Source organism: Chitinophaga sp. 01L420 (assembly GCF_056399985.1).
Window position 1 is genome coordinate 1 of record NZ_JBFTSK010000010.1, and the last position, 21717, is coordinate 21717.

Below are 21717 nucleotides of genomic sequence, written 5' to 3' on the forward strand. Positions count from 1 at the left end.
CCTGTACATATATACCTACTCTGTTCGTAGGTGCATTAGATACCGATTTAAGGGTATCACCAGGCATATCGGTACGGCGTGGGTACATAGAAGGATTCAGTACATTGATGCTATCATAGATACCAGTAGTCTTATTAATAGAAGGCACCCCGTAAGCATAAGTACCCGTCAGATATCTGTCTGCATCTACACCAGCCAGGACAGTATGTTCCAGGGAACCGGTTTTAAATGTACCGGTTAAATCCACCTGACCGGAATAATAATCTTCGTTGGTAGCATTAGCGCCCAAAGGACGTAAGAAGTTACCGTTTCCTTTAGCCTGTATTCTTTCCAGTGAGTAATAATCACGTTGGTATTTGGAGTAAGAAACAATACCATTCAGCGTCCATCTTTCATTCAGCTTATGTCTGATACTGGCGGAAGTGCTGGTTTGTTGTGTATGTGCATAGTTCCATCCTTCGCCATAGAAAGTATTGCGGGATACTTTATTAATAGCAGTATCACCAATGGATCCAATACCAAAATCAGGCGTAAAATCATGTTTCAGGTAATCCGCCTGTACCAGTAATTCCGTACGGTCGCTCAGTTTGAACAACAGGGAAGGATTTATATAATAACGTTTGGAGTGTACCTGGTCACGGTAGCTGTCTGCTGTTTCGAAGGTACCATTTACGCGGTACGCTACTTTGGAAGACAATGGGCCATATATATCAAATGCTGGTTTTAATAAACCATAGCTACCAACGCGCAGATTTACTTCTCCACCGAAATTAAACTTAGGTTGTTTGGTGACCATGTTCAAAATCGCACCTGGTGCTACGTTACCGTATAAGATAGCCGCACTGCCTTTCAGTACCTCCACTCTTTCCAGGGAGCTCATTTCCGGCATCGCACCGGAGTTAACACGGGCGCCATTTTTAAAGGTATTGGTGCTGGAAAAGCTATAACCACGGGCGTTAAAGGTTTCCTGGGTACCGGCTCTGGTAGAAGCCATGTACACACCATTTATATTTTTCACCACATCGCTCATGCGTTGTGACTGTTGATTTTCAATTACTTCATGGCCTATCAGCGCTACCGCCTGTGGCAAATCCATTACGGGCACCGGTAATTTACCAATGCTGACAGGTCTTTTATTAATGGTCCGGGTGTGAGTACCATCTACCACCACCTCATTCAGCTGACTGGAAGTGGCTTCCAGTGCAAATGTCACAGCAGTTACCTGATCCGCTGCTACCGTTACCTGGCTATGCAGGGTTTTGGTGCCTGTGCAGGAGATGACCAGGGTGTAATTACCCGGTTTCACGTTTTTCAACGCAAACTCTCCCTCTTCATTGGTGAGGGTACCTTTCTTAGTATCCTTTAATCCAATAGTCACAAATGGAGCAGCATGTCCGTCTGCTGAACTGATTTTCCCTTTAATGATACCGTTTTGAGCGAGTACTGTAAGGTTAATTAAAATGAGGCCGATGATAAAATAAAAGTGCTTCAATACCGTAATTTTGCGCAAAGGAACGTTAAAGCGGGCTGTAAGGATGATCGGATCGGGAAAATGATTTACGCAATCGGGAAACATTTTCCTGATTGCGTAAACGGAAACCTTTTGATCCGGAAAGATCCCGGAAAAAATTTGGGGAGATGTATATGGATATATCCATATACATCTCCCCAAACCCTTTCCTGTCCTTGCTATTTCTTCATTTCGTTAATCCATTGCTTAATCAGCACCACCCCTTCCTTGTGAATCACGGTACGCGCCAGTTCCGGCATTGCAGTGCCTGGTTCCACGCTGTTCATGCGATAGGCCAGGATAGAATGGAGGGCATCGCCGGGAACCACGTCAAAATCAAGCCCACCTGCGCCGCCGCCGGCAGAAACAGGCGATTTCAGGATACCCAGGTGGTCAGCACCCGTTTGCTCGTACTCCAGGAAAAGGCCGGTATTATAGGCATCTCCACCCTGGGTATGACAATGGGCGCAGTTTACGTCCAGGTAGGCCCGGGCCCTTTCGTTAACGGTATAATGAACACTGTCTTTCCAGTTGGGCAGCTGTGCTACCTTGTCCATGGCAGGGAGGCCCGTCAGCAATCCGTTGGCAGCCCATTGCTGCAACTGGTTCTGCGTTTGGCCGCTGCGGGTGAAGTTCAGGTTACGCGCCTTGGGGCCAATCGGCGTCAATACGCTGTTATTAATGTGACAGCGCTTGCAGTCGTTCGTATTGGGCATCTGGTACACGGTGGACTGCTGCTGTCCGCTGTCATCCAGGAAGGTGATCGGGATCTTCTTACCCAGGATCCACTTCTCCGCATCCTGCTGGGCCGCATTCCACAGGTAGTTCATCACCTTCCATTGCTTATCTGCCGGATCTTTGAAGAGCAGCCGTGTTTCGATCATGACCTTCTGATGGGCAGGATTTGTATAGGCAAAGTTTTTAACGATGAATGTCGAATCGGGAAAATCCAACGCGCCATGGGAAGTATACTGCATTGTCTTCCCTTCGGGCAACACAATGAAACGGTCTTTTACCGAATAGTCCGTAAACAACGGGGTGGATAACTCATAGTTCTGTACTCCTTTACGTGGCAACAAATCCTTGAGCGCACCGGTAAAGAAGCCATAATCCGATAATTTCTCTTTGAACTGAAACGGCCCTGCTGCCGCAGCAGGTGCCGGTTTCTGCTGGCAGCTCTGCGTAGCGGCGATCCAGCATATAAAACACACAATAATTAAGCAAGGCTTCCTCATCTCCCTAAAAAAAATTTAATAAAAACTATTTACAAACATAAGGCGTAACATCCGTGCTGGGATGCCAGTTCTTTGATGTCATATTCATGGCATCTACATTTACGAATAAATTGGGGCCTGTTTGTTTAATACAGAGTGAATCCGGATTTACAGCGGTACCCTTGGTCAGTATATTAGTGGTGATGCCATCGTAGGTGATGAAAGGTAAACGGGCATTTTTACGTGCCGGGTCCATCGCATTTAGCTGCTGCTCTATGCCTACCAGTATTTTACCGGTATGATGTTCGTATACAGCAGGCGGAAATGCGTTACCCACTTCCATGGTATTATCATGGATGTATACATTTTTGGGGATAGGGAAATAGTGGTCGTTAATTTTTGCACCTGCATTTTCATCTATAAAAAATCCGGATACCACAGAAATGGCACTGGAATTATTGTTGATGATACGGTTATTATACAGTTCTATATCTGAAGCGGCCAGAATCACCACACCACTGCCGGGAGCAGCATTACCAACGCCCCAGGTAGAACCGAAGCTACCGGATTTGGCAAAATTCCTTTCATTATTATCATGGAAATAATTGTCGTGTGCTTTTACAAAACCACCACGTTTTGACAGGTCAGGCAGGTCGAAAATCAGGAAGCCCGCGGTATTTCCCCAAAACTCGTTGTCATAAACCTGTGCATGTGAGGTGTTTTCTATTTCGCAGCCGGCTACATTTTTAAAGGCTTTGCATTTACGCACGATGGCGCTATCTGTTTGTCCTACGTAGATGCCCGCATCGGAAGCGCCCTGTGCATAACAGTTTTCTACCAATACATTTTTACACATCACCGGGTAAATGGCATAGCCTCCGCTGGTAGAATCGGATACCGTCCAAACAGCATGGAGATTGGTTACCACCACATTTTCGCTTTTGTTGATCTTTATCAGATCGCCTTTGGAATCGCGCAGGGTAAGGCCATCGATCGTAAAGCCTTTCACATCGGTTACCCGGATTCCTTCCCCACCCTGGCTTTGGGCCGAAAAGTCGAGAATCGTTTTGTCCGGACCCGCACCCTGGATCAGGATATGCTTTACCTGGGCAATGCTCAGGTTATCGAATTTGTAGAGGCCTTCTTTCAATGTAATGCTACTGCTGTCTGTCAGCGACAGGAAAGCTTCTGCAATCTTTGTTTCTTCACCGGGGCCGAAGTTCAGCCGTGTTTTATAGCCGCCGGTTTCTTTTACTTCCGGGTTATTATGACAGGCGGCCAGTAAGGCAATCAATAATAGGCAGACATGATATCGTTTCATATATGGGTTTTTAAAAAATCAGAAAACATTGTAAGCAAAAGTAACATAGTACATGCCACCAATAGCGGGGCTACCAAAGCCATTCCTGTAATACGTGTTGGTCAGGTTAACTCCCCCCAGTTTGATGGTGGAATGGGCCTGCAGCAGGCGATAGCTCACCTGCGCATCTATCACGGCGGAAGCTGGTACGGTACCGCTGCCAAAACCTATCTGGTAGAAATAGGCCGGGCGGTAACGGAAAGTGGTATTGAAAGAGAAATGTTCTTTCTTTCCAAAACCGGTATTACCAAAGTCTATATTGAATTTATAGTTGGGCGTATTGAAATTATTCACCTGGCTGTTGTTCCTGTTTTTCAGGAAGTCGGAGGAGAAATTCACTTTCGCCAGGAAGTGATGCGACAAGTCTACGCTTACGCTGGCAGCATAACCATAGGTATTCACTTTTTCTGCACCGTTGTAAGCAATGTTATATTGTATGTATTTGCTGTGATCCAGGAAGTCGTTCGGATCCTTGCTACCAGGTGTATTGGCCACATTAACGTATCCGATAAAATTTTTCCAGGTAGAATAGTAGCCCAGTACATCAATGAGTACACGGCCGGCGATGAGGGAAGAATAACCTAATTCAAACGCATCTACGGACTGCGGCTTGATATCACTCAATGTAAACTGCTTGAGATCTGCCGGGTTTTTGGTGCGTTTAAAACTATCTACGCTGGCCAGTGTGTAGGCAGGATACTGATCAAAATGATACACACCATTGAGCAGGCGGTCGGAGCCTCCGGAAGCAAAGCTGTTATAGTCTACCGGCGTGCTTTGCAGCGATTGTATATTAGACGGGAAGCTGTAAGCATTCTGGTAGGAGAAACGGATAAAGCTTTCCTTGTTTACTTCCAGTACGGCCGATACCCTGCTGGTGATGCGGGGTTTGGCGAACAGTGTATTTTTATCGTAGCGGAAAGCGGCCGCCAGGCTCAGTTTCTCGTGTATTACTTTTTTGGTGAGATGCGCATAAGCACTGTACTCTGCCACATCGATCGGGGAATCATTGTCGGGGAAAAGCGTCCCTTTCGAATCCAGGCGGTAGAGGCGATAGTTTAAGCCGGCAATGAGTTCCGCAAATTTTATCAGGTGTGTAAAATTATATTGGGCTTCTGCATTAAAGAGCCGGCTCCTGTCGGTGAACAAGGTACCTCCTTTCGAGGTAGGGACATTGGAGATACTGTCTTTCAGCCGCAGGAACTGCGCACTGCCGGCATCGGGTCTGCCCTGATCAGCAAATGTTCTGGCCAGGTTGCTGGCGTCCAGGTAACTTTTCCCCTGAGACATAGCTTCCAGTAAGGCACTGGTGTATTGCGGATACCAGCCATCGCCGGTGTTGCCATCGTAGCTGGGCTTCCAGGCTTCGTTGATCAACTGGGCAGTAGGCATTGCAATGATGGTATGCCCTGAATTTTCCCGGCTGGTGTAAGCACGTACAAACCAATGTTCAGCTTTCACTTCTGCACGGTACTGGCCCAGGTGAAAACCGTTCAGCGCGTAACGGGTATCATTGCTGTATACCGCATCGCCTTGTCCGTAGGTGCCGGAGAGGATCGCTTCCAGTTTGGGCCGTATCTTATAACGCAGTTCCACATTGGCTTTAAACATCTTCGCATCGCTACTGAGGTAACCATACTCGGGATAGCCGGTACGGGCTACGTTGTGATTACCTTCTGCCAGCAAAGGGTTGATGATAGGCGCCAGCTCCGGCACCTGTTGCAGGGCGCCTTCCAGGAAGGGGTTAATGTCTACAGAGGTTTTGCTACCGTAGATATTTACCCCGTTATAGTTGGGGTCCTGCAGGGGGCCACCGGGGCCGTTGGTGTTGGTGGTGTCATTGGCCATCCAGTCTTTCGCCTGGGTGTATTGCACATTTATTTTGAAGGCAAACCTGTCATTCACTTTTTTCGCCCAACGAACGGTCCAGTCGTAGTACGGTGAAGGACCCAGCGGATCGTTCGCCTTTCCTTTACTTAGGTGGTTGATGCCCTGGGTAATCTGGGCACTGAGGCCCTGGTATTTGAAAGGGTCTTTACCGGTCATGACCATGGTACCATTCAGGCCGCGGGAGCCGTATAAAGCCGAGGAGGCGCCGGAAAGCACCTCCAGGTTATCTACGTCCAGCTCTGTTAACCCGATAATAGCGCCTATGGGGAAGTTCAGGCCGGGGGCCTGGTTATCCATTCCATCTACGATCTGGGTGAAGTTAGTATTACCGCTGGTATTAAAACCGCGGGTGGTAACGGTAGTGAACAGCAGGCTGGAGGTGGTAACGTCTACCCCTTTGAGGCCCTGCAGCATATTATAGTAGCTGGGCTGGGGCGAATTAATGATGTCTTTGGTGCTGATTCTTTCAATGGTAACGGGAGATTCTATCTTTTTCTGAACAAACCGGCTGGCAGAAACCACCACTTCCTTACCCAGTACGGAGGCCGGCGACAGCTCTATTCGCTGGAATCCAGGGCCGGAAATGATGATTTCTTTTGTTTCAAAGCCTACCGATGACAGTATAAGGGTAACAGGATAACTTTTCCTGGTGGAGAATTTAAAGTTCCCCTGGTCATTGGTATAGTCGCCGTTAGGTGCTTCCTTCATGGTAACGGATACTACAGGAACCACTTCTTTAGTAACGCTGTTGCGGACGTTTCCTGAAAGTACGGTTTGTGCCAAAGCGCTATACGGTAACAGAAGCAGGCAAACCAACCCTATAATTATGGATCTTAGCATCGGCCGGGGAATTTAGATGGTTTGGTTGTAAGATTTTACGTGTGTGATACAGGTAATGTGACACAGCGATATTACCAAAATACCCTGAGTGGAAATGGCAGTGGTGGTGACTTTGGGGCGAAATAGTGGCTATTGGGGGTAAAATCAGGCGGCCGGGGCGAATCGTTCCTGGAAGGTGGGCAAGCAGGTAGCTGATACCGGGATGCTAATGTCATTTAAACCTTCCAGTTGCAGGTAATGTCCTTTTGCATTTTTCTTAAAAAGCACCACTTTGGTCAGGTTGACAAGATACGAGCGATGCGCCCGCACAAAAGTGCCGGCAGGTAAACCTGTCTCCAGCTTTTTCATGGAAGTTCTGATCAGTTCTTTGCAGATGGTATTCCCCGACAGGTAAAACACCTGTACATAATTATCTTCTGCCTTCATGAGCAGCAATTTACCCGGATGCAGGGTTAATACCGGCTTATCATGTTCATCACGGAGGAGGATACAACTGTCATCCGTTTTGGCTACCTGCTCCTGTTCCGTCTTCAGACTTTTCAGCTGGGCGATCTTTTCCCGGGTGAAAAACCATAAAAGGCAGATGCAATACGGCAAAGGCAGGATCAGCGCAGTATAATGAAGGGTATTGATAAACTCTGTCCAGGTAAAGAAGAAAGTATCAGTAATGGTTACGTTTACGATGGTAACCATGAGCGATACCAATATGATTTCACCCAGGAACCAGCAGCCATAGGTAGCGTTGGTCAGCTTGCGGCGCCACTTGAGTTTTGCCAGCCCGAATTGGGTGATACACATCACCGCCACTCCACATAAAGTAAACATGAGGAAGAGTGGCATCAGGGAAAGACCTTGCCCCTCATACCACATATTGATATTAAAGGGCAGGAAGATATACATGAACAGGAAGCTGAACACGCTGCAAAAAGCGATCAGTGAAATCCTGTTGGYGACCGGGTCCAGTAAAGTAAAGCGGGGTTGCTCTGCGGCATATTTTGAAATAAGTGGCAAAGTTTGCAAGCTTTTCATATCGTGGATGATTTTCTTCATTTAAGATAAGTAAAAAAAACCGGAATCCCGATACCCGGTTTACCATTCGCGCCATAAATCAGAGATCCCTTCTCCATCGGCATAATCCGAGGGCTGTAATCCCGCCGCTATGGTGATCATATCCAATACTTCGCAGAGGTCTTCGCGCTCTCCGGTTTCTATGAAACCGGAAATTTCATCATTCAGGTCGTTGTATGCTTTTATCGCTTTTTCAAAAAGGGCGAGTTTAGTTTGTTCGGCTGCATTTTCACCGGCAGCCTGCAGGTCTGCGATCAGTTCATCCATAATCCCGGTGGCGGTGTCACAGTTTTCAGCACTGTATTGTTCCATACCACCTACATCATTTTCGTCCGGGTAAAATGCTTCACTCCATTTTTCAAAAGGGTAATGTACTTTTACTGCCTGCAATTTCTCCTGGTATGTCATAGCTGTTTTTTGAGGCTGCAAATATATAAGATATTATATTACAGGTGTATTTTAAAAAACGTAGATATGCCACCCATTTATACCACAGAGCGGTTTCGTATACCGGATTTTTTCAGGATGATGTGTTTTGTGCTAAGCGTGGTCATGCTCATCATGGCTGGTTTCACCATTTCCATGCTCCATGTATCTCCGGTGCTTATCTTTATTGGTCTGATTTTTTTATTCCTGGCATGGTCGATGTTTACATATGCACGGCAGGAGCTGATCCTGTCAGATACCTCGATTATTTTTAAACAGGCATGGAAACCGCACGATATAGACTGGCAAACAATTACGAAGGTAGATATGGCAGAAGTGGGGAAGTACGACGATCCTCAAACCACGATCTATTACCTGGACAGGAAGCTGAAAATAGCGCACAGCATGTTTCTCCGGCGGCAGTACAAAGAGATTCTGTTGTTGCTGGAAATGAAGTTGCCTCCGGAACTATTTACCGCGAAATATCAGCAACTCCGGGAAAAGCTGGCGAAGAAATGGTGATTATTTACGGTCATAGAGCGTCATTACTTCACCCACTATACAACCGGAACAGGTAATAACGGGGGCATTTCTTTGCTTAATACGACCGTATAATTTACTATTGAGCTTATCTATGGTCACTCCTTTTTTGATCAGCAAATCAATGGCTGTTACACCGAAAGCCTGTATTTCGCAAGACAGATGTTGCAACATCGCCGTGATTTCCGGGAGCGGGTCATCTTTCAATACAAGATCATTTATACGCTTGCCTTCTTTTGTCAACGAAGCAGCAATACCGCAATTCATGGCATACATCTCGTTGCCCGAAAGCTCTACTGATACATCGTTTACCGTTTTTTCAGCGCCGTAAAAGTTATTCCGTTCTTTCAGAAAAAGGTTGGTTACAGGTGCATTATAATGTATCGCCCTGACAGTGTTATCCGCCTCTTTAAATCCTGGTCCTTCCGAAAAGGAACTGGTGGTGAAATAGACCGTACTAAAAAAAATGCTGTCATTTCTTGTCAGTAAGTTGACGAAAAAATTGTTAGGATAAAACCTGATGGCGATGCGCTGATGATTAAAAGCACCATCAAGTGGTCGGTTCAATTGTAAACCTACCCCACTACGGGATTCCATATAATTTTTCAGCAGAACATTCAATCGCGTCATTAAAGCTTTCGTTGTTTTGGCACTATCCACCACTGCGTTAATAATATCAAAATCTTTTTTTGCAAAATGCTGACTATAGCTGTTCACACACAGCAATAAGGCAAGGGCGATAAGAATATTTGTACGGAAAAACATAGTTGGCGTTATTTAAAATCTGGTATTTCTCCGGGCTTCAATTCTCTGCCACGTTTCTTTTCTGCTATCACGAAAGCTTCGTCTGTCAATGCTTTGAAGCCCTTGGGCGCTTTATTGGCCGGTCCTTTATAAATACCTATAAATGGTTTTGAAAATGTTCTGCGGGTAACGGGATCGGTCATACGAAAATACTGCGTATACCATCCTTGTACGATGCTGGTATCCGGCAGTGGTTTATTTGCCGCTTTATTCCTGTTAGCGAGTATTTTGTCCAGGGAGATATTGTCCGCATCGGCTGTAGAGAAGAAATAAACTTTGCGTCCCCGTAGCGACTGGCCGGCACTACTCTTAAATACGCCGGCATGATGCCATTCTGTAGCAAACGGCTCCAACTCCTTTGCTGCTATTTTAGTATTGAATTTCTTTGACAGCAAAGTCGCTACCTCACCGGCTTTCAGTAAACCCTTATCTTCTGCGTCCTGGTAATTTTCGGACTTCCCCTGCCGGAGGTAATGACTCATTTTCATAGCGGCAAGATACAATTTATGAGGGAGTTTGGAAATTTTGCCGCACCCTATATATTTTCATACTTCATTCTTAAAATTTCTTCTTCAATATCAACCAGTTCATGGTATTTCCTGATAATTTCATGCTCTGTACGGGGATCTTTATTCAGGTCATGCAGCACACTGCGTTGATGCTCCAGCATCTTCAGGTATACCTTTTTATACACTTTATGATCCACCCCTTCCAATTTATTGTGCATGGATACGGACTTACGGTGTATCAGGTCTTCCCGCAGCTGCTGCAGTGCAGGATTTGATTTCAGCTCCTCCGGAAAATGTGTATCCAGGTATTGCACACTGTGTTGTAATAATGCTTCGCGGATATTCTTTTCCTGTTCTGCCGGCGACAGATGATTATCCGGATCTTCCATATTTACCCACTTAATCACCAGGGGCAGGGTAAGCCCCTGCACCACGAGGGTGAGCAATATCACCGTGAAGGTGATAAACAGGATCAGGTTGCGTTGTGGAAATAGTGCACCATTGTCCATGTAAACAGGAATGGATAATGCGGCTGCCAGCGATACCACTCCCCTCATGCCTGCCCAGCCGATAAGTAATGGGCCCTTCCATCCGGGACGATTGTCGGCAGTCGTAATATACCGGCTGATGAACACCGTAAATACAGATGCTCCCAGCGTAGAAAGTAATCTTGTTACAATTAAAACGCCTGTAATGATAAGCCCGTATTTAATAGCCTCTCCCAAACTCACCGTACCCAGCTCCCTGATGATCACCGGCAATTCCAGCCCGATGAGCATAAACACCAGTCCGTTGAGTAAAAATCCCAGCGTAGACCAAACATTGGCGCCCTGTAAACGGCTTCTGTAATTGAGGATACGCTGACTCCTGGCAGAGAGAAAAAGCCCGCCACTCACCACTGCCAGCACGCCGGAGCCATGAAAGGATTCCGCCGCAATGTACATCACATAAGGCGCCGTGAGGGTTAATAGTACATCCATTTCTGTACTGGTAGGCAAAAAACGGTGCATCACATAATATAATAACCCAACCAGTAAGCCAATCGCAATTCCCATCACAATCACTACTACAAAACTCACCGCTGCGTCCCGCAACACAAATACCCCGGTCATGACCGCCACTTTGGCGAAGCCGAACACAATTAAACTGGACGCATCATTCATCAGGCTTTCCCCTTCCAGGATAGCCGACATACGTTTCGGCACTTTCACATACTTGAGGATAGTGGTGGCTGAAACAGCATCCGGCGGCGACACAATACCACCCAATAAGAATCCCAGCGCCAGGGTAAAACCAGGAATAAGTGCATGAGATACCACCGCTACCACCAGTGAGGTAACGATCACTATCAGAAAAGCGAAGCTGGCTATCACCCGCCGCCATCGCCAGAACTCCTTCCAGGAAGTATACCAGGCCGCTTCATACAGCAGCGGAGGCAAAAATATCAGTAAAATCAGTTCAGGATTAATCTGTATAGAGGGCAGAAAATGAAACATGCTAAGTATCAACCCTCCTATTACCAGTATAATAGGATAGGCTATTTTCAGCTTCTGCGCCAGCATCACCAAAAAAAGGATAATAAAAATCAGGATAATATACTCGATGACGTTAGTAAGCATATATGAGCGCTATAGATTTTGTGGCTTAAACTTTCCCGGTAAGGCCATATGCTTTCCCGATACCATAAATACCCCTTCTCCCCTGTAGTGAACAGTTCTGGGATATTTGGGATAAACGGCTGCCTGTGCCCTTACCACTTCCAAGATAAAAAAATTATAGCCGGATAACAACTGGGTGTCCACTACTTTGCATTCGTAATTGGCATAACATTCTTTTATCAACGGCGCTTTTACGATGGCTGCTTCTTCCGCAGTAAGACCAAATTTTCTGAATTTGTCCAAATGTGTCCCCGTACTGTTGCCAATTCCAACCACTTCGTTGATCAGGTCTACAGTTGGAATATTGATCACACACTCTTTGCTCTTTCGGATCATCTCATAGCTGTGATTGGCACTGGTGATCATACAGCCGATCAGAGAAGGGGAAAACTCCATGACCGTATGCCAGCCCATCGTCATGATATTCGTCTTGTTTTTCCAGCGGGAACTCACCAGCACAATAGGGCCGGGTTCCAGGAACTTGCGGATCTTCTCTACCGGAAGATCCGCTTTTTTATAGACTCTTTTCATCATATCGGCGTTTCAAATATATTAATCAACATAAGGAAGTATTACATTGTTGAGCGTTCCCCCATTTGTGTCATTTCTCCCGGTAAAAAATATACCCACCGTGATACAGCGTATCAGGATCGTTAAAATCCCCGGTGGCCGTAAAGCCGGTATCGTCCCAGTATTTAATATGATCTCCGCTGATCTCATACCTGCCTGTGTAAGCACTTTGTTTATTGCCTCTTGCCTCATCATAGCGGCCATCAGGCAGCAGCTCCTGGCGGATATAACCGTTACTGGTTACCCACATACCTACGTATTTGTGTTGTTGTTGCATGGTTGCTTTTTTATACCACAAAACTACACCGCAGCAAGGGAAGGTCGTTTACAGAAATCAAACGGATCATTGCAAAATTCAAACATTATCATATTGGTTCACCTGCTTTCCGGAAACTAAAGAACTTGTCGTTTTTCTACAAATACCCAACAGCAGTTGCTATTTACCTTTACGGCTATATGAAAACAATCACCATGTTCCGGGTATTTTGTATGGTAGCGCTGTTAGCTGCCTTCAAAGCTTCCTCACAAACAAAAACACCTGCTATGAATCAACGGTTAAGTGTAATAACCATTGGCGCAGACAATCTCGCTGCTATGCGCGCTTTTTATGTAAACAAATTTGGCTGGACACCTGTTGCAGAAAACAAAGATATCATCTTCTTCCAGCTGAATGGCTTTTTATTTAGCTTATATGGCAGCAAAGATTTATTCGCGCATGCCGGAAAGCCCGTAACAGAGAAGGCCTCAGGATCTATTACCCTGGCCTATATGGTCAATTCCAAAGAAGAAGTGCTCGCGCTATATGCTTCCCTTAAAGAGAAGGGTGTAAAGATCATTAAAGAACCATTTACGCCTCCTTTTGGAGGACACTTTTTCCTGTTGGAAGATATAGAAGGCAATGTCTGGGAAGTGGCTTATAATCCCTTTATTCCGCTGGATAAAAACGGAGAGGTGATGACACATAAGCCTATAGATCATCTGTAATGATATACTATGTGGCTTTTCCTGTGGAAGGAAAGCCACATAGTATCCTTTATCCTCACGGATTAGCGGCAGATTTGGTTTCTGCCAGCTCCGCTTCATCGGGCTCCTGTTGCAGATCTCTGTCCAGGTTGTATAAAGCATCATCAGATGCTTTTTCACCACCGGCCACTTTAATTTTATCCAACAGATTTAATGCAAGGGTTTCTTCTTCTGTTTGCTCTCTTACAAACCATTGCAGGAAATTCCAGCTCGCCCAATCTCCTTCATCGAAGCTTAGTTTCACCAGCTTATAAATCGATGCGGTGTTCTCTATTTCCTGCTGAAATACTTTCTCAAAGCAATTCTGCACACTTACCGGATCGCCCGGCGGCTGTGGAATAGCTTCTATCGTTACCTTTCCTCCTCTTTCAAGAATGTATTCCAGGAACTTCGTCATGTGATTGCGCTCCTCGTTTGCATGCCGGAAGAGAAAATTGGCGATACCGCTATAGCCTTCACCGGAAGCCCATGCAGCATAAGATAAATAGATCTGGGATGCCAGCGCTTCCTGGGTCATTTGTTTGTTCAGCCCGGTTTCCATATTGGGCGAAAGCCTGTTCCTGTTCATGGGGAAGGTTTTAGAAGGTTATACAAATCTGTGCTGTTGAACGTCGACTCAAAAACTGCACCACTAATTACATGCAGATAGCAGACTGCAGCGGTTATTTCCTTTACAAATAGTATATTTAGGAAAATATAAATCTATGTGTAGCCCCAAATTCCATAGATATCGCATGCACTTGCTGCTGGTAACCGGCATGCTGTGTATCACCAGTTGTTACACTTATCGCGTGGCTACCCACGCACTGCCTTCAACAGATACCTCTCCTCTAAACAGTAAGCGGACATACAGCCTGTTCTGGGGGCTTCTCAACAAGCCACAGGTGATCAGCACGCCCGTATGCGATTCCCTGGGGGTAAATGGTGTATCAGAAGTAACTGTCAAAACTAATTTCGGCAATGCAGTACTCACCATTTGTACCCTTGGTATTTATTGCCCGGTTAAAATAGAATGGAAATGTGCCAAGCCTTGTTCACAGGAGGCTCCGCTATAACTCATTTCTTCACCCCATTATTCGTCTGCCATGAAAATTGTTAAGCACGGCGGCTTCCCCTGGAGTAACCTGCACAATACCTTCACACAACAGGTTACAGACCTCTATGACCTCGCCAATGATGTAACCGGCACGGTACTGCAGAAGTATAATAGTACGACCAGCGGCATTCAGCAAATCATAAAAGATGCCATACAAAGTGGCACCTCTCTGCGCACACTGGGCGGGAGTTGGTCATTTTCTCCTATTGCAGCCACCAAAGGTATTTTGCTTAATACGAAGCCACTGAATATTCGTTTTACCATCAACAGCAGCAGCACCGCAGCAGCCTATACCGGCGATCCCAAAAGACTTTGTCTTGCGCAATGTGGCAATGGCATCTGGGAATTAAACGACTCCCTGCATCAGCGGGGGCTGTCTTTATCGGCATGTGGCGCCAGTAATGGCCAGACGATTGCAGGCGCCATTGCTACCGGCACACACGGCGCCGCCATTGGCTTTGGCGCCGTACAGGAAGGGGTGGTAGGCCTGCATATCATTACGGGGCCGGATAAACATATCTGGCTGGAAAGAGCTTCCTACCCGGTGGTAGCCAACTCCTTTGCGAATAAACTAGGCGCCACCATTGTGCGGGATGATGAGGCCTTTAATGCTGCTGTAGTCAGCTTTGGTGCATTCGGTTTCATACACGGCGTTATGATTGAAGCGGAAGATGATTACCTGCTGGAATATTATCTCCGTCGCGTACCTTTCGATGATGCACTGATACATCAGCTCACCACACTTGATTTTGCATACCCCCATTTGCCTTTTCCGGACATCATCCCCTTTCATTTCCAGTCACTCATCAATCCCTACGACCTGAACAAAGGCGCCTATATGACCACCATGTATAAACGTCCTTATCGTGACGACTATACAAGACCCAAACCCAATGGTGCCGGGATAGGCCCCGGTGATGATGCACCATGCTTTATTGGTAAACTGGCAGGTGTACTGCCCGCTGCCGTACCGCTATTGGTCAATAAAGTACTGGCGAAAAGTCTTACGTTATGTGAACAGCAATTTGGGCGACTGGGAGAAATATTCAACAACACAACACTCCGTGGTAAAGTATCCAGTGCGGCAGTAGGACTTCCCGTTGCTGTAGTAGACCAGGTCATCAACGGACTGCTGCGGGTAAATAAAGAGGCAGGACCCTTTGCCGGATTATTCGCGTTCCGTTTTGTAAAAGCCTCTAAAGCCACTATGGCATTTACGCATTTTACCCCCATCACCTGCGTACTGGAACTGGATGGCGTACTGTCGCCCGAAACGGTACGCTTTTATGAAGCCGTATGGAATATGCTGGACCAGTTAAACATCCCTTTTACCTTCCACTGGGGTAAAATGAATACGTTAACGCCGGAACGATTACAACATATGTACGGCGACAAACTGGATCAGTTTCTGGCGGCACGCGCCAGGATAGTAGATCCGGATATGATACGGATTTTTAGTAATGAGGCCATGCAGCAATGGGGAATTGATCCCGTGTGAGCACTGTTTTCAGACGAGGTATTTTTCCCGGAGCAGGTTACAATGATGGATGCTATGTCCTACCACCATCCAGCCTAAACTTCTGGCGGTGTAAATATCTTTGCCACCGAATCCTTTGAAGTCAAGCATTTCATCCGTCATCCCGCTAAAAAGACTGATACTCGCATCTCTGATCGTCAAAAGCTCTGCTGCGATATCAGGTAAGGTACGATTCGCGGCATTGAAGTCTTTCGTATACCGCTCCCCTGCCGGTACTTCCAGGTGAACATCTATTCCTCTGGCGTAACAAAAAATTTTATACGCATAATATCGTTCATCATCTGCCACATGAATAAGCATCTGTTTGATGGTCCATTTCCCTGGAGCATAACTAAAGTCCGCTGCTGCTGCAGGAATGGAGTGAATTAATTGTTGTACCTGCTGCTTATTATTTTCCAACGCTGTTATTAAATCATCTCCTGCAGCCAGATCAAAGAAATATGGATACCAGTAAGGTGCATCGTTTATATCGGGGCGGTGAATTTTCATCTTATTTTTTTTAATGAGTTTGCCTTTCCAGATTATCTTGTCCTAACTCCTTATCTGTTCTTCACTCAACTTATTATCTTTGTAAACACGCACTATTTTGTCACTCAATTTAAGCAAAAGCGTATGAAAACAAGCCTGGCCATCATCATTTTATGCTTAACCAAATTTCTTGCGCTGGCTCAAGCGCCCCAGCAATCGGGGATTCACTTCTTTCAGGGCTCCTATGCTGAATTATTAAAGGAAGCACAGCAACAGCATAAAATGATTTTTATAGATGTGTATACTGACTGGTGTGGACCTTGCAAAGCAATGGATAAAAACATTTTCCCTTTAAAAGAAGTAGGCGATAAATATAATCCGTTATTCCTGAGTTATAAACTAAATGCAGAAAAAGGAGAAGGCATTGCACTCGCAAAAAAATTCAACATCGAAGCCTACCCTTCTTTTCTTTACCTTAACAGCAGCGGTGATCTGATTCATAAAGCAGTGGGCGACGGCCCTGCGGCAGCATTTAACGGTCATGTAGACAAAGCAGTAACCCTCTCAGGAGATAAAAATCAGTTAAGCAACCTGGAGGCAGCGTTTACATCCGGCAACCGCCAACCCGAATTTCTGCGCACCTATATTTCAAGGAAACTGGCATTAGGACTCGACAACAGCCAGGCATTTGATGAATGGCTTAAAGTAGTACCTACCGATGATTTGAAAAAAGAAGACAACCTGGTATTTATTGGACAACATATGATCGGTACCCAAACCAGTGCCTTGGTATTTTTAATGGAGCATTATGATGCATTGAGTGAACCATCGAAGGCTGTCATCAAACGGCGGCTGTATGACCAACTGGCTGAAACGGCCATTCCAAAGGCCATCGGGGAGAAAAAACCGCTGGAAATAAAACAACTAACCAATTACGTACAGCAACTGGGTACACTCAACGAACAACAATTGGTACACATGAACCGGATCAATTTAATTTATGCAGGCATGGTAAAAAATGAGTCCCTGGCGAAAAAGTGCGGCTATACCATGGTGGGTAACTTGATGAACATCTCCATAGATTCCATTCACGCACAAGATGCCCGGCGATATGAACAACTGATGGCACCTTTCCTCAAAGGCGAACAGGATAGCACCAAAATGCCGGGCTTCCAGGAAGAAAAAAAATATATTGTCAATGTTTTTTCGAGAGAAGTGTATTCCAGGCTCTTTACTGCTGCCTCGTCCTTCAGCACGGTACTTGACAGTAAGGATAAGGCTTTGGAAGATGCACTTAAATGGGCTACAAGGGCAGAGCAGTTAATACCAGGTGTGAAACAAACCGCAGATCTCATCACTAAACTGAAAGGTAAATAGCTATTTTTTAATCAGGTGATCATTGATCAGTTTCATCAGCTCTTCTTTATAATTTTTACTCACAGGAATTTTGTGCGTACCAATTATGATTTCATTGTTGGCAATAGATTGAATTTTATCTATTGCCACAATAAATGATTTTTGTATCCGCAAAAATTTGGCCGCCGGCAGCTGTTCTTCGATGGCCTTCAGCGTACTCAGTGTCAGAAATTTATTTTGCGCCGTATAGATGGTCACATAGTTCTGGCTGCCTTCTATATATAAAATATCCTGGTAGGCTATTTTTTCGTAGCTATTACTGCATTTAATAAAGAAGAATGTGTTTGATGAAGGAGCCGCCGATTGCTGGGATTGCAAAAACTCCTGCGCGCGGTTTACGCTACGCAGAAAACGTTCCGGAGTAATCGGTTTTACAAGATAGTCGAGCACATTGAGTTCAAACCCTTCCAGGGCGAAATTGGGATAAGCTGTGGTGATGATCACGAGTGGCTTGGTAGTAAGACCCCTCAGGAAATCAGTACCCCGTATTTTCGGCATCTCAATATCCAGGAACATCAGGTCTATTTTCTCCTGTGATAATACCTGGCTGGCTTCCATCACATTCCTGCAGATAGCAGCCAGTTGAAGAAAACCGGTATCCCGCACCAGTAGTTCGAGTCCTTCCCGCGCCAGCGGTTCATCGTCTATAATAATACATGATATGTTCATAAGATATTGATCGAAAGTAACACTCCGTAATGTGTTGCACCCGGAGTAATGCGCAAGTCGTAATTCCCTTTGTAAATAAGTTCCAGTCTCCGCTTTACATTTTCCAAACCTATACCACCCCGTTTATCATCTTCCCGGGGGATAGCCGCTTCCGTGGTATTATCTATTTCCAGTGTAAATATATCATTTTGATAGTGCAGATGTAGCCGTATACTGTTTTCTTTGTTGGTATAGGTGGATACGTACTTGTAGGCGTTTTCCACGAAAGGGAGCAACAGCAGCGGCGCAATCGAAAAATTCCGCACTTCTGCACCTACCTGGTAATCCAGTTGCAGCGACTTTCCTTTACGAAGTTGTTCCAGTTGCACGTAATTATTCAGGTAATATATTTCCCGCTCTATCGGTATATTAGGGGTGTTGCATTCATACAACTGATAACGCAGCATATCCGCAAAAGTAGCCAGCGTACTGGCGGCCATTTCCTGGTCTTTTCTGATGAGCACATAAATGCTGTTAATGGCATTAAAAAGAAAATGGGGGTTCATCTGTGATTTGAGAAAGCGCAGCTCATTTTCCGTGCGTTCTTTTTCCACTGCATGATGGTGGCGATCGCTGACTATTTTATTCTTAATCAACTTTGCTGCAATAAACACAAAGGAGGTATAAAAATTAGTCATACCTATAAAGAGGGAAAAGTACAGCAAATTTGCAGACGTTTTGAGCTGCTCACTGCCTATAAGGTATATTTCTATACATGCAATCAGAAAAGCAGAAGCCACTAATAACAAGATAGCAGCTGTCATAAATTTCCCATACTTTTTCTGATAAAAATACCGCGGTAGCAGCCAGTAAATAATCAAATACACCAAAGTCGCCTGGAAAAACAGCCATATACCAGTAGATATAAAAGCAAATGGCAGAGATGCATCGTAAGATCTATAGGAAAAGACGGACCAGAAAATCAGATCGGCCAACCAGAACAGGATATGAAACCCTTTATATTTAGTAAAGAATAAACGCATAATGGGTAACAAGGTATTTTGGGTACTACAAAATACCAATATTAATTGACGAAAGCACACTGCCGGTTGATCAAATGTAAAGTAGCCGGAGGAATGAACCATAAAGTAGTGAATATCCCTTTAAATAAGACCTTATCCTTTAAAACACCTGTTTGGTCAATATGATTTCCACAGCCAGCACGTAATGCTTCTCTTTACGGAAACAATAAAACTTTTTTTATGAAACAGGTCTTTTCACATTTACCTGCCCGCATCCTCATAATAGCTTTCCTCTTTCTGGGCACCATACCCATTAACGGATACGCCGCTCATGCCTGGTCGTTTGCCGTTAAAAAAGAGGGACAGGGCAAACCGATTATTTTCATACATGGACTCTACTGTTCCGGCGCCGTTTGGGATGAAGCAGTCGCGCATTACAAAAAAGATTATACCTGCTATGAGATTACATTACCGGGCTTCGCCGGACAAGCCCCGATCCGGTCAGACAGCATTCTCCAAACCGTTACACGTGAACTGGCAGACTTTATCCGTGAAAACAAGTTAAACAAGCCCGTGATCATAGGACATAGTCTGGGAGGCTGGCTGGCCATACAATTGGGCATATGGTATCCTGATCTGCCGGGTAAGCTCGTATGTGTGAGCACAGGACCTTTTCTGCCGGCATTTATGATGGGGGCTGGTGCTACGCCGGATAGCAGCCGTGCCATGGCCCTTAAGATGAAAGAAAGAATGTCGTCCCTTACTGGTGAACAGATCCGTGCGGCGCAGAAATATATGCTGGGCGGCATGATTACGGATAGTGTCAACATTAAAAAGATAACAGAGATGGCCGTTACTTCCGATTCACCTACACAGGGAGAAGTGATGTATGAATTATATACTACTGATCTGCGGGATCAGATGAATATGATCACCTGCCCTGTTCTGGCACTGGCAGACTGGGCCGCCTATAAAAGCTATGGCGCTACCCACGAAAATGTGTTGGAGAATTATCATCAGCAATACCGGAAAGCTCCGCAAACAATTGTTGCGATARATGATGAATCCAAACATTTTATCATGCTGGATCAGCCGAAATGGTTTTTTGAACAGGTAGATGCTTTTCTGGCTAAATAAATAAAAGGGATCGTCTTGTTGGCTAAAGACGATCCCTTTTATTGGCACTAGTTGTTGGGTGCATTCCAAACACCGGCTTCAGCGGTATTTTTAGCATAGGCTGCAAAATCCCTCGGAGCTCTTCCCAATGCACGCTGTACGCCGTCAGTCAGATAGGTATTCCGACCATCCAGTACTTCTGCAAATAAATAGGTCACCAGCCAGATGAAGTCCTCGGGGATAGCGTATTCCTCCATCATGGCTTTATATTCTTCCATAGATACCTGCTGATACTGAATAGGCTTTCCGGTAGCATGGGCAATTTCTCCAACTGCTTCTGCAAAAGTCATCAAACGGGGCCCGGTGAGCTCATATAATTGCCCGGCATGGCCTTCTTCCGTAAAGGCTGCAACGGCTGCATCTGCAATATCATCCGCATCTACAAATGGTTCCACCACACTGCCGGCAGGCAGTGCCACATGACCAGCCAGCACGGGGTCTAACAAATGACCTTCACTGAAGTTCTGGTTAAACCAGGCCGCCCGGAGAATGGTCCAGTCAATACCGGCATTCATTACAATTTCCTCACAGGCCTGCGCTTCTTTTTCACCGCGGCCAGACAATAACACAATATGCCGGATACCATTTTTCACAGCAGTTTCGGTAAATGCACGAATAGTATCCACTGCACCTGGCACCGCCAGATCAGGGTGATAGCTGAGGTATACCGCATCCATACCCTGCAATGCAGGCTCCCACGTTGTTTTATTTTCCCAGTCAAAAGAAGGATTGCCTGATCTCGAACCAATACGTACCGGCCAGCCTTTCGCCCTCAGCTGCTCTGCCACTCTGCTACCGGTTTTACCGGTGCCACCTAATACAAGTACATTCAATGGGTTGTTCTTTTTCGCTTTCATAATTATTTTCTTTTCCCAAAACTAAGACGACCCACATCCGGAAAATAGAACAAAACCGACATGGGCAATAAAAATGTCCGGAAAT

Annotated in this window: 22 protein-coding genes; 6 read left to right on the plus strand and 16 right to left on the minus strand. The window is 45.6% G+C overall.

Going from position 1 to position 21717, the window contains the following annotated elements:
- The 6 genes from AC1DP6_RS12120 to AC1DP6_RS12145 all read right to left on the minus strand — a co-directional run.
- A partial coding sequence (locus AC1DP6_RS12120; protein WP_477055043.1) for a carboxypeptidase-like regulatory domain-containing protein occupies nt 1-1492 on the minus strand: 1492 nt, incomplete at its 3' end.
- A 197-nt stretch (nt 1493-1689) separates the two neighbouring features.
- A complete protein-coding gene (locus AC1DP6_RS12125; protein ID WP_477055044.1) occupies nt 1690-2745 on the minus strand; it encodes an SO2930 family diheme c-type cytochrome in 1056 nt (351 codons plus the stop codon).
- A gap of 25 nt (nt 2746-2770) precedes the next feature.
- Nucleotides 2771-4045, minus strand: a complete 1275-nt coding sequence (locus tag AC1DP6_RS12130; protein WP_477055045.1) for a parallel beta-helix domain-containing protein — start codon at nt 4043-4045, stop codon at nt 2771-2773.
- Nucleotides 4046-4063: 18 nt separating this feature from the next.
- Complete coding sequence (locus AC1DP6_RS12135; protein ID WP_477055046.1) at nt 4064-6814, minus strand: TonB-dependent receptor; 2751 nt, start codon at nt 6812-6814, stop codon at nt 4064-4066.
- Nucleotides 6815-6958: 144 nt separating this feature from the next.
- The gene (locus tag AC1DP6_RS12140; RefSeq protein ID WP_477055047.1) at nt 6959-7843 is read right to left on the minus strand and encodes a LytTR family DNA-binding domain-containing protein; all 885 of its coding nucleotides are present in this window, start codon (nt 7841-7843) and stop codon (nt 6959-6961) included.
- A gap of 60 nt (nt 7844-7903) precedes the next feature.
- Entirely contained in the window at nt 7904-8290 is a 387-nt protein-coding gene (locus AC1DP6_RS12145) for a hypothetical protein (protein ID WP_477055048.1), read from the minus strand.
- A 66-nt stretch (nt 8291-8356) separates the two neighbouring features.
- Between AC1DP6_RS12145 and AC1DP6_RS12150 the strand changes: the two genes are divergently transcribed.
- Entirely contained in the window at nt 8357-8830 is a 474-nt protein-coding gene (locus AC1DP6_RS12150) for a hypothetical protein (protein ID WP_477055049.1), read from the plus strand.
- On the opposite strand, the gene AC1DP6_RS12155 is transcribed toward AC1DP6_RS12150, so the two are convergent.
- The 5 genes from AC1DP6_RS12155 to AC1DP6_RS12175 all read right to left on the minus strand — a co-directional run bounded on the left by AC1DP6_RS12155 (nt 8831) and on the right by AC1DP6_RS12175 (nt 12666).
- Nucleotides 8831-9613, minus strand: coding sequence for a hypothetical protein (locus AC1DP6_RS12155; RefSeq protein WP_477055050.1), 783 nt, complete (start codon nt 9611-9613; stop codon nt 8831-8833). It lies immediately after the preceding gene.
- Nucleotides 9614-9621: 8 nt separating this feature from the next.
- Nucleotides 9622-10140 (minus strand): hypothetical protein, encoded by a 519-nt coding sequence (locus AC1DP6_RS12160; protein ID WP_477055051.1) that lies wholly within the window; start codon nt 10138-10140, stop codon nt 9622-9624.
- 47 nt (nt 10141-10187) lie between these two features.
- A complete protein-coding gene (locus AC1DP6_RS12165) occupies nt 10188-11780 on the minus strand; it encodes a Na+/H+ antiporter (protein WP_477055052.1) in 1593 nt (530 codons plus the stop codon).
- Nucleotides 11781-11789: 9 nt separating this feature from the next.
- On the minus strand, nt 11790-12353 hold the full coding sequence (locus AC1DP6_RS12170; protein WP_477055053.1) for a flavin reductase family protein: 564 nt from the start codon (nt 12351-12353) through the stop codon (nt 11790-11792).
- A 67-nt stretch (nt 12354-12420) separates the two neighbouring features.
- A complete protein-coding gene (locus AC1DP6_RS12175; protein ID WP_477055054.1) occupies nt 12421-12666 on the minus strand; it encodes an Atu4866 domain-containing protein in 246 nt (81 codons plus the stop codon).
- A gap of 179 nt (nt 12667-12845) precedes the next feature.
- Between AC1DP6_RS12175 and AC1DP6_RS12180 the strand changes: the two genes are divergently transcribed.
- Entirely contained in the window at nt 12846-13373 is a 528-nt protein-coding gene (locus tag AC1DP6_RS12180) for a VOC family protein (RefSeq protein WP_477055055.1), read from the plus strand.
- Between the two features lie 55 nt (nt 13374-13428).
- Here AC1DP6_RS12180 and AC1DP6_RS12185 read toward each other — a convergent pair whose 3' ends face one another.
- Nucleotides 13429-13980 carry a ferritin gene (locus AC1DP6_RS12185; protein ID WP_441574199.1) on the minus strand — a complete coding sequence of 184 codons (552 nt, stop codon included), beginning with the start codon at nt 13978-13980 and terminating at the stop codon, nt 13429-13431.
- A gap of 166 nt (nt 13981-14146) precedes the next feature.
- Between AC1DP6_RS12185 and AC1DP6_RS12190 the strand changes: the two genes are divergently transcribed.
- Nucleotides 14147-14467 (plus strand): Bor/Iss family lipoprotein, encoded by a 321-nt coding sequence (locus AC1DP6_RS12190; RefSeq protein ID WP_477055056.1) that lies wholly within the window; start codon nt 14147-14149, stop codon nt 14465-14467.
- A gap of 30 nt (nt 14468-14497) precedes the next feature.
- Nucleotides 14498-16006 carry an FAD-binding protein gene (locus AC1DP6_RS12195; protein WP_477055057.1) on the plus strand — a complete coding sequence of 503 codons (1509 nt, stop codon included), beginning with the start codon at nt 14498-14500 and terminating at the stop codon, nt 16004-16006.
- 9 nt (nt 16007-16015) lie between these two features.
- Here AC1DP6_RS12195 and AC1DP6_RS12200 read toward each other — a convergent pair whose 3' ends face one another.
- Nucleotides 16016-16534, minus strand: coding sequence for a DinB family protein (locus AC1DP6_RS12200; protein ID WP_477055058.1), 519 nt, complete (start codon nt 16532-16534; stop codon nt 16016-16018).
- Nucleotides 16535-16657: 123 nt separating this feature from the next.
- On the opposite strand from AC1DP6_RS12200, the gene AC1DP6_RS12205 reads away from it, so the two are divergent.
- Nucleotides 16658-17890 (plus strand): thioredoxin family protein, encoded by a 1233-nt coding sequence (locus tag AC1DP6_RS12205; RefSeq protein WP_477055059.1) that lies wholly within the window; start codon nt 16658-16660, stop codon nt 17888-17890.
- Here the strand turns inward: AC1DP6_RS12205 and AC1DP6_RS12210 are convergent, their stop codons facing one another.
- Both AC1DP6_RS12210 and AC1DP6_RS12215 read right to left on the minus strand, forming a co-directional pair.
- A complete protein-coding gene (locus tag AC1DP6_RS12210; RefSeq protein ID WP_477055060.1) occupies nt 17891-18598 on the minus strand; it encodes a LytR/AlgR family response regulator transcription factor in 708 nt (235 codons plus the stop codon). It lies immediately after the preceding gene.
- A complete protein-coding gene (locus AC1DP6_RS12215) occupies nt 18595-19401 on the minus strand; it encodes a sensor histidine kinase (protein WP_477055061.1) in 807 nt (268 codons plus the stop codon). The genes AC1DP6_RS12210 and AC1DP6_RS12215 overlap by 4 nt, the downstream gene beginning before the upstream one ends.
- Before the next feature lie 438 nt (nt 19402-19839).
- Between AC1DP6_RS12215 and AC1DP6_RS12220 the strand changes: the two genes are divergently transcribed.
- Nucleotides 19840-20736 (plus strand): alpha/beta fold hydrolase, encoded by an 897-nt coding sequence (locus AC1DP6_RS12220; protein ID WP_477055062.1) that lies wholly within the window; start codon nt 19840-19842, stop codon nt 20734-20736.
- 47 nt (nt 20737-20783) lie between these two features.
- On the opposite strand, the gene AC1DP6_RS12225 is transcribed toward AC1DP6_RS12220, so the two are convergent.
- Nucleotides 20784-21632: an NAD(P)H-binding protein gene (locus AC1DP6_RS12225; RefSeq protein ID WP_477055063.1), complete on the minus strand. Its 849-nt coding sequence runs from the start codon at nt 21630-21632 to the stop codon at nt 20784-20786.
- Nucleotides 21633-21717 lie beyond the last annotated feature (85 nt).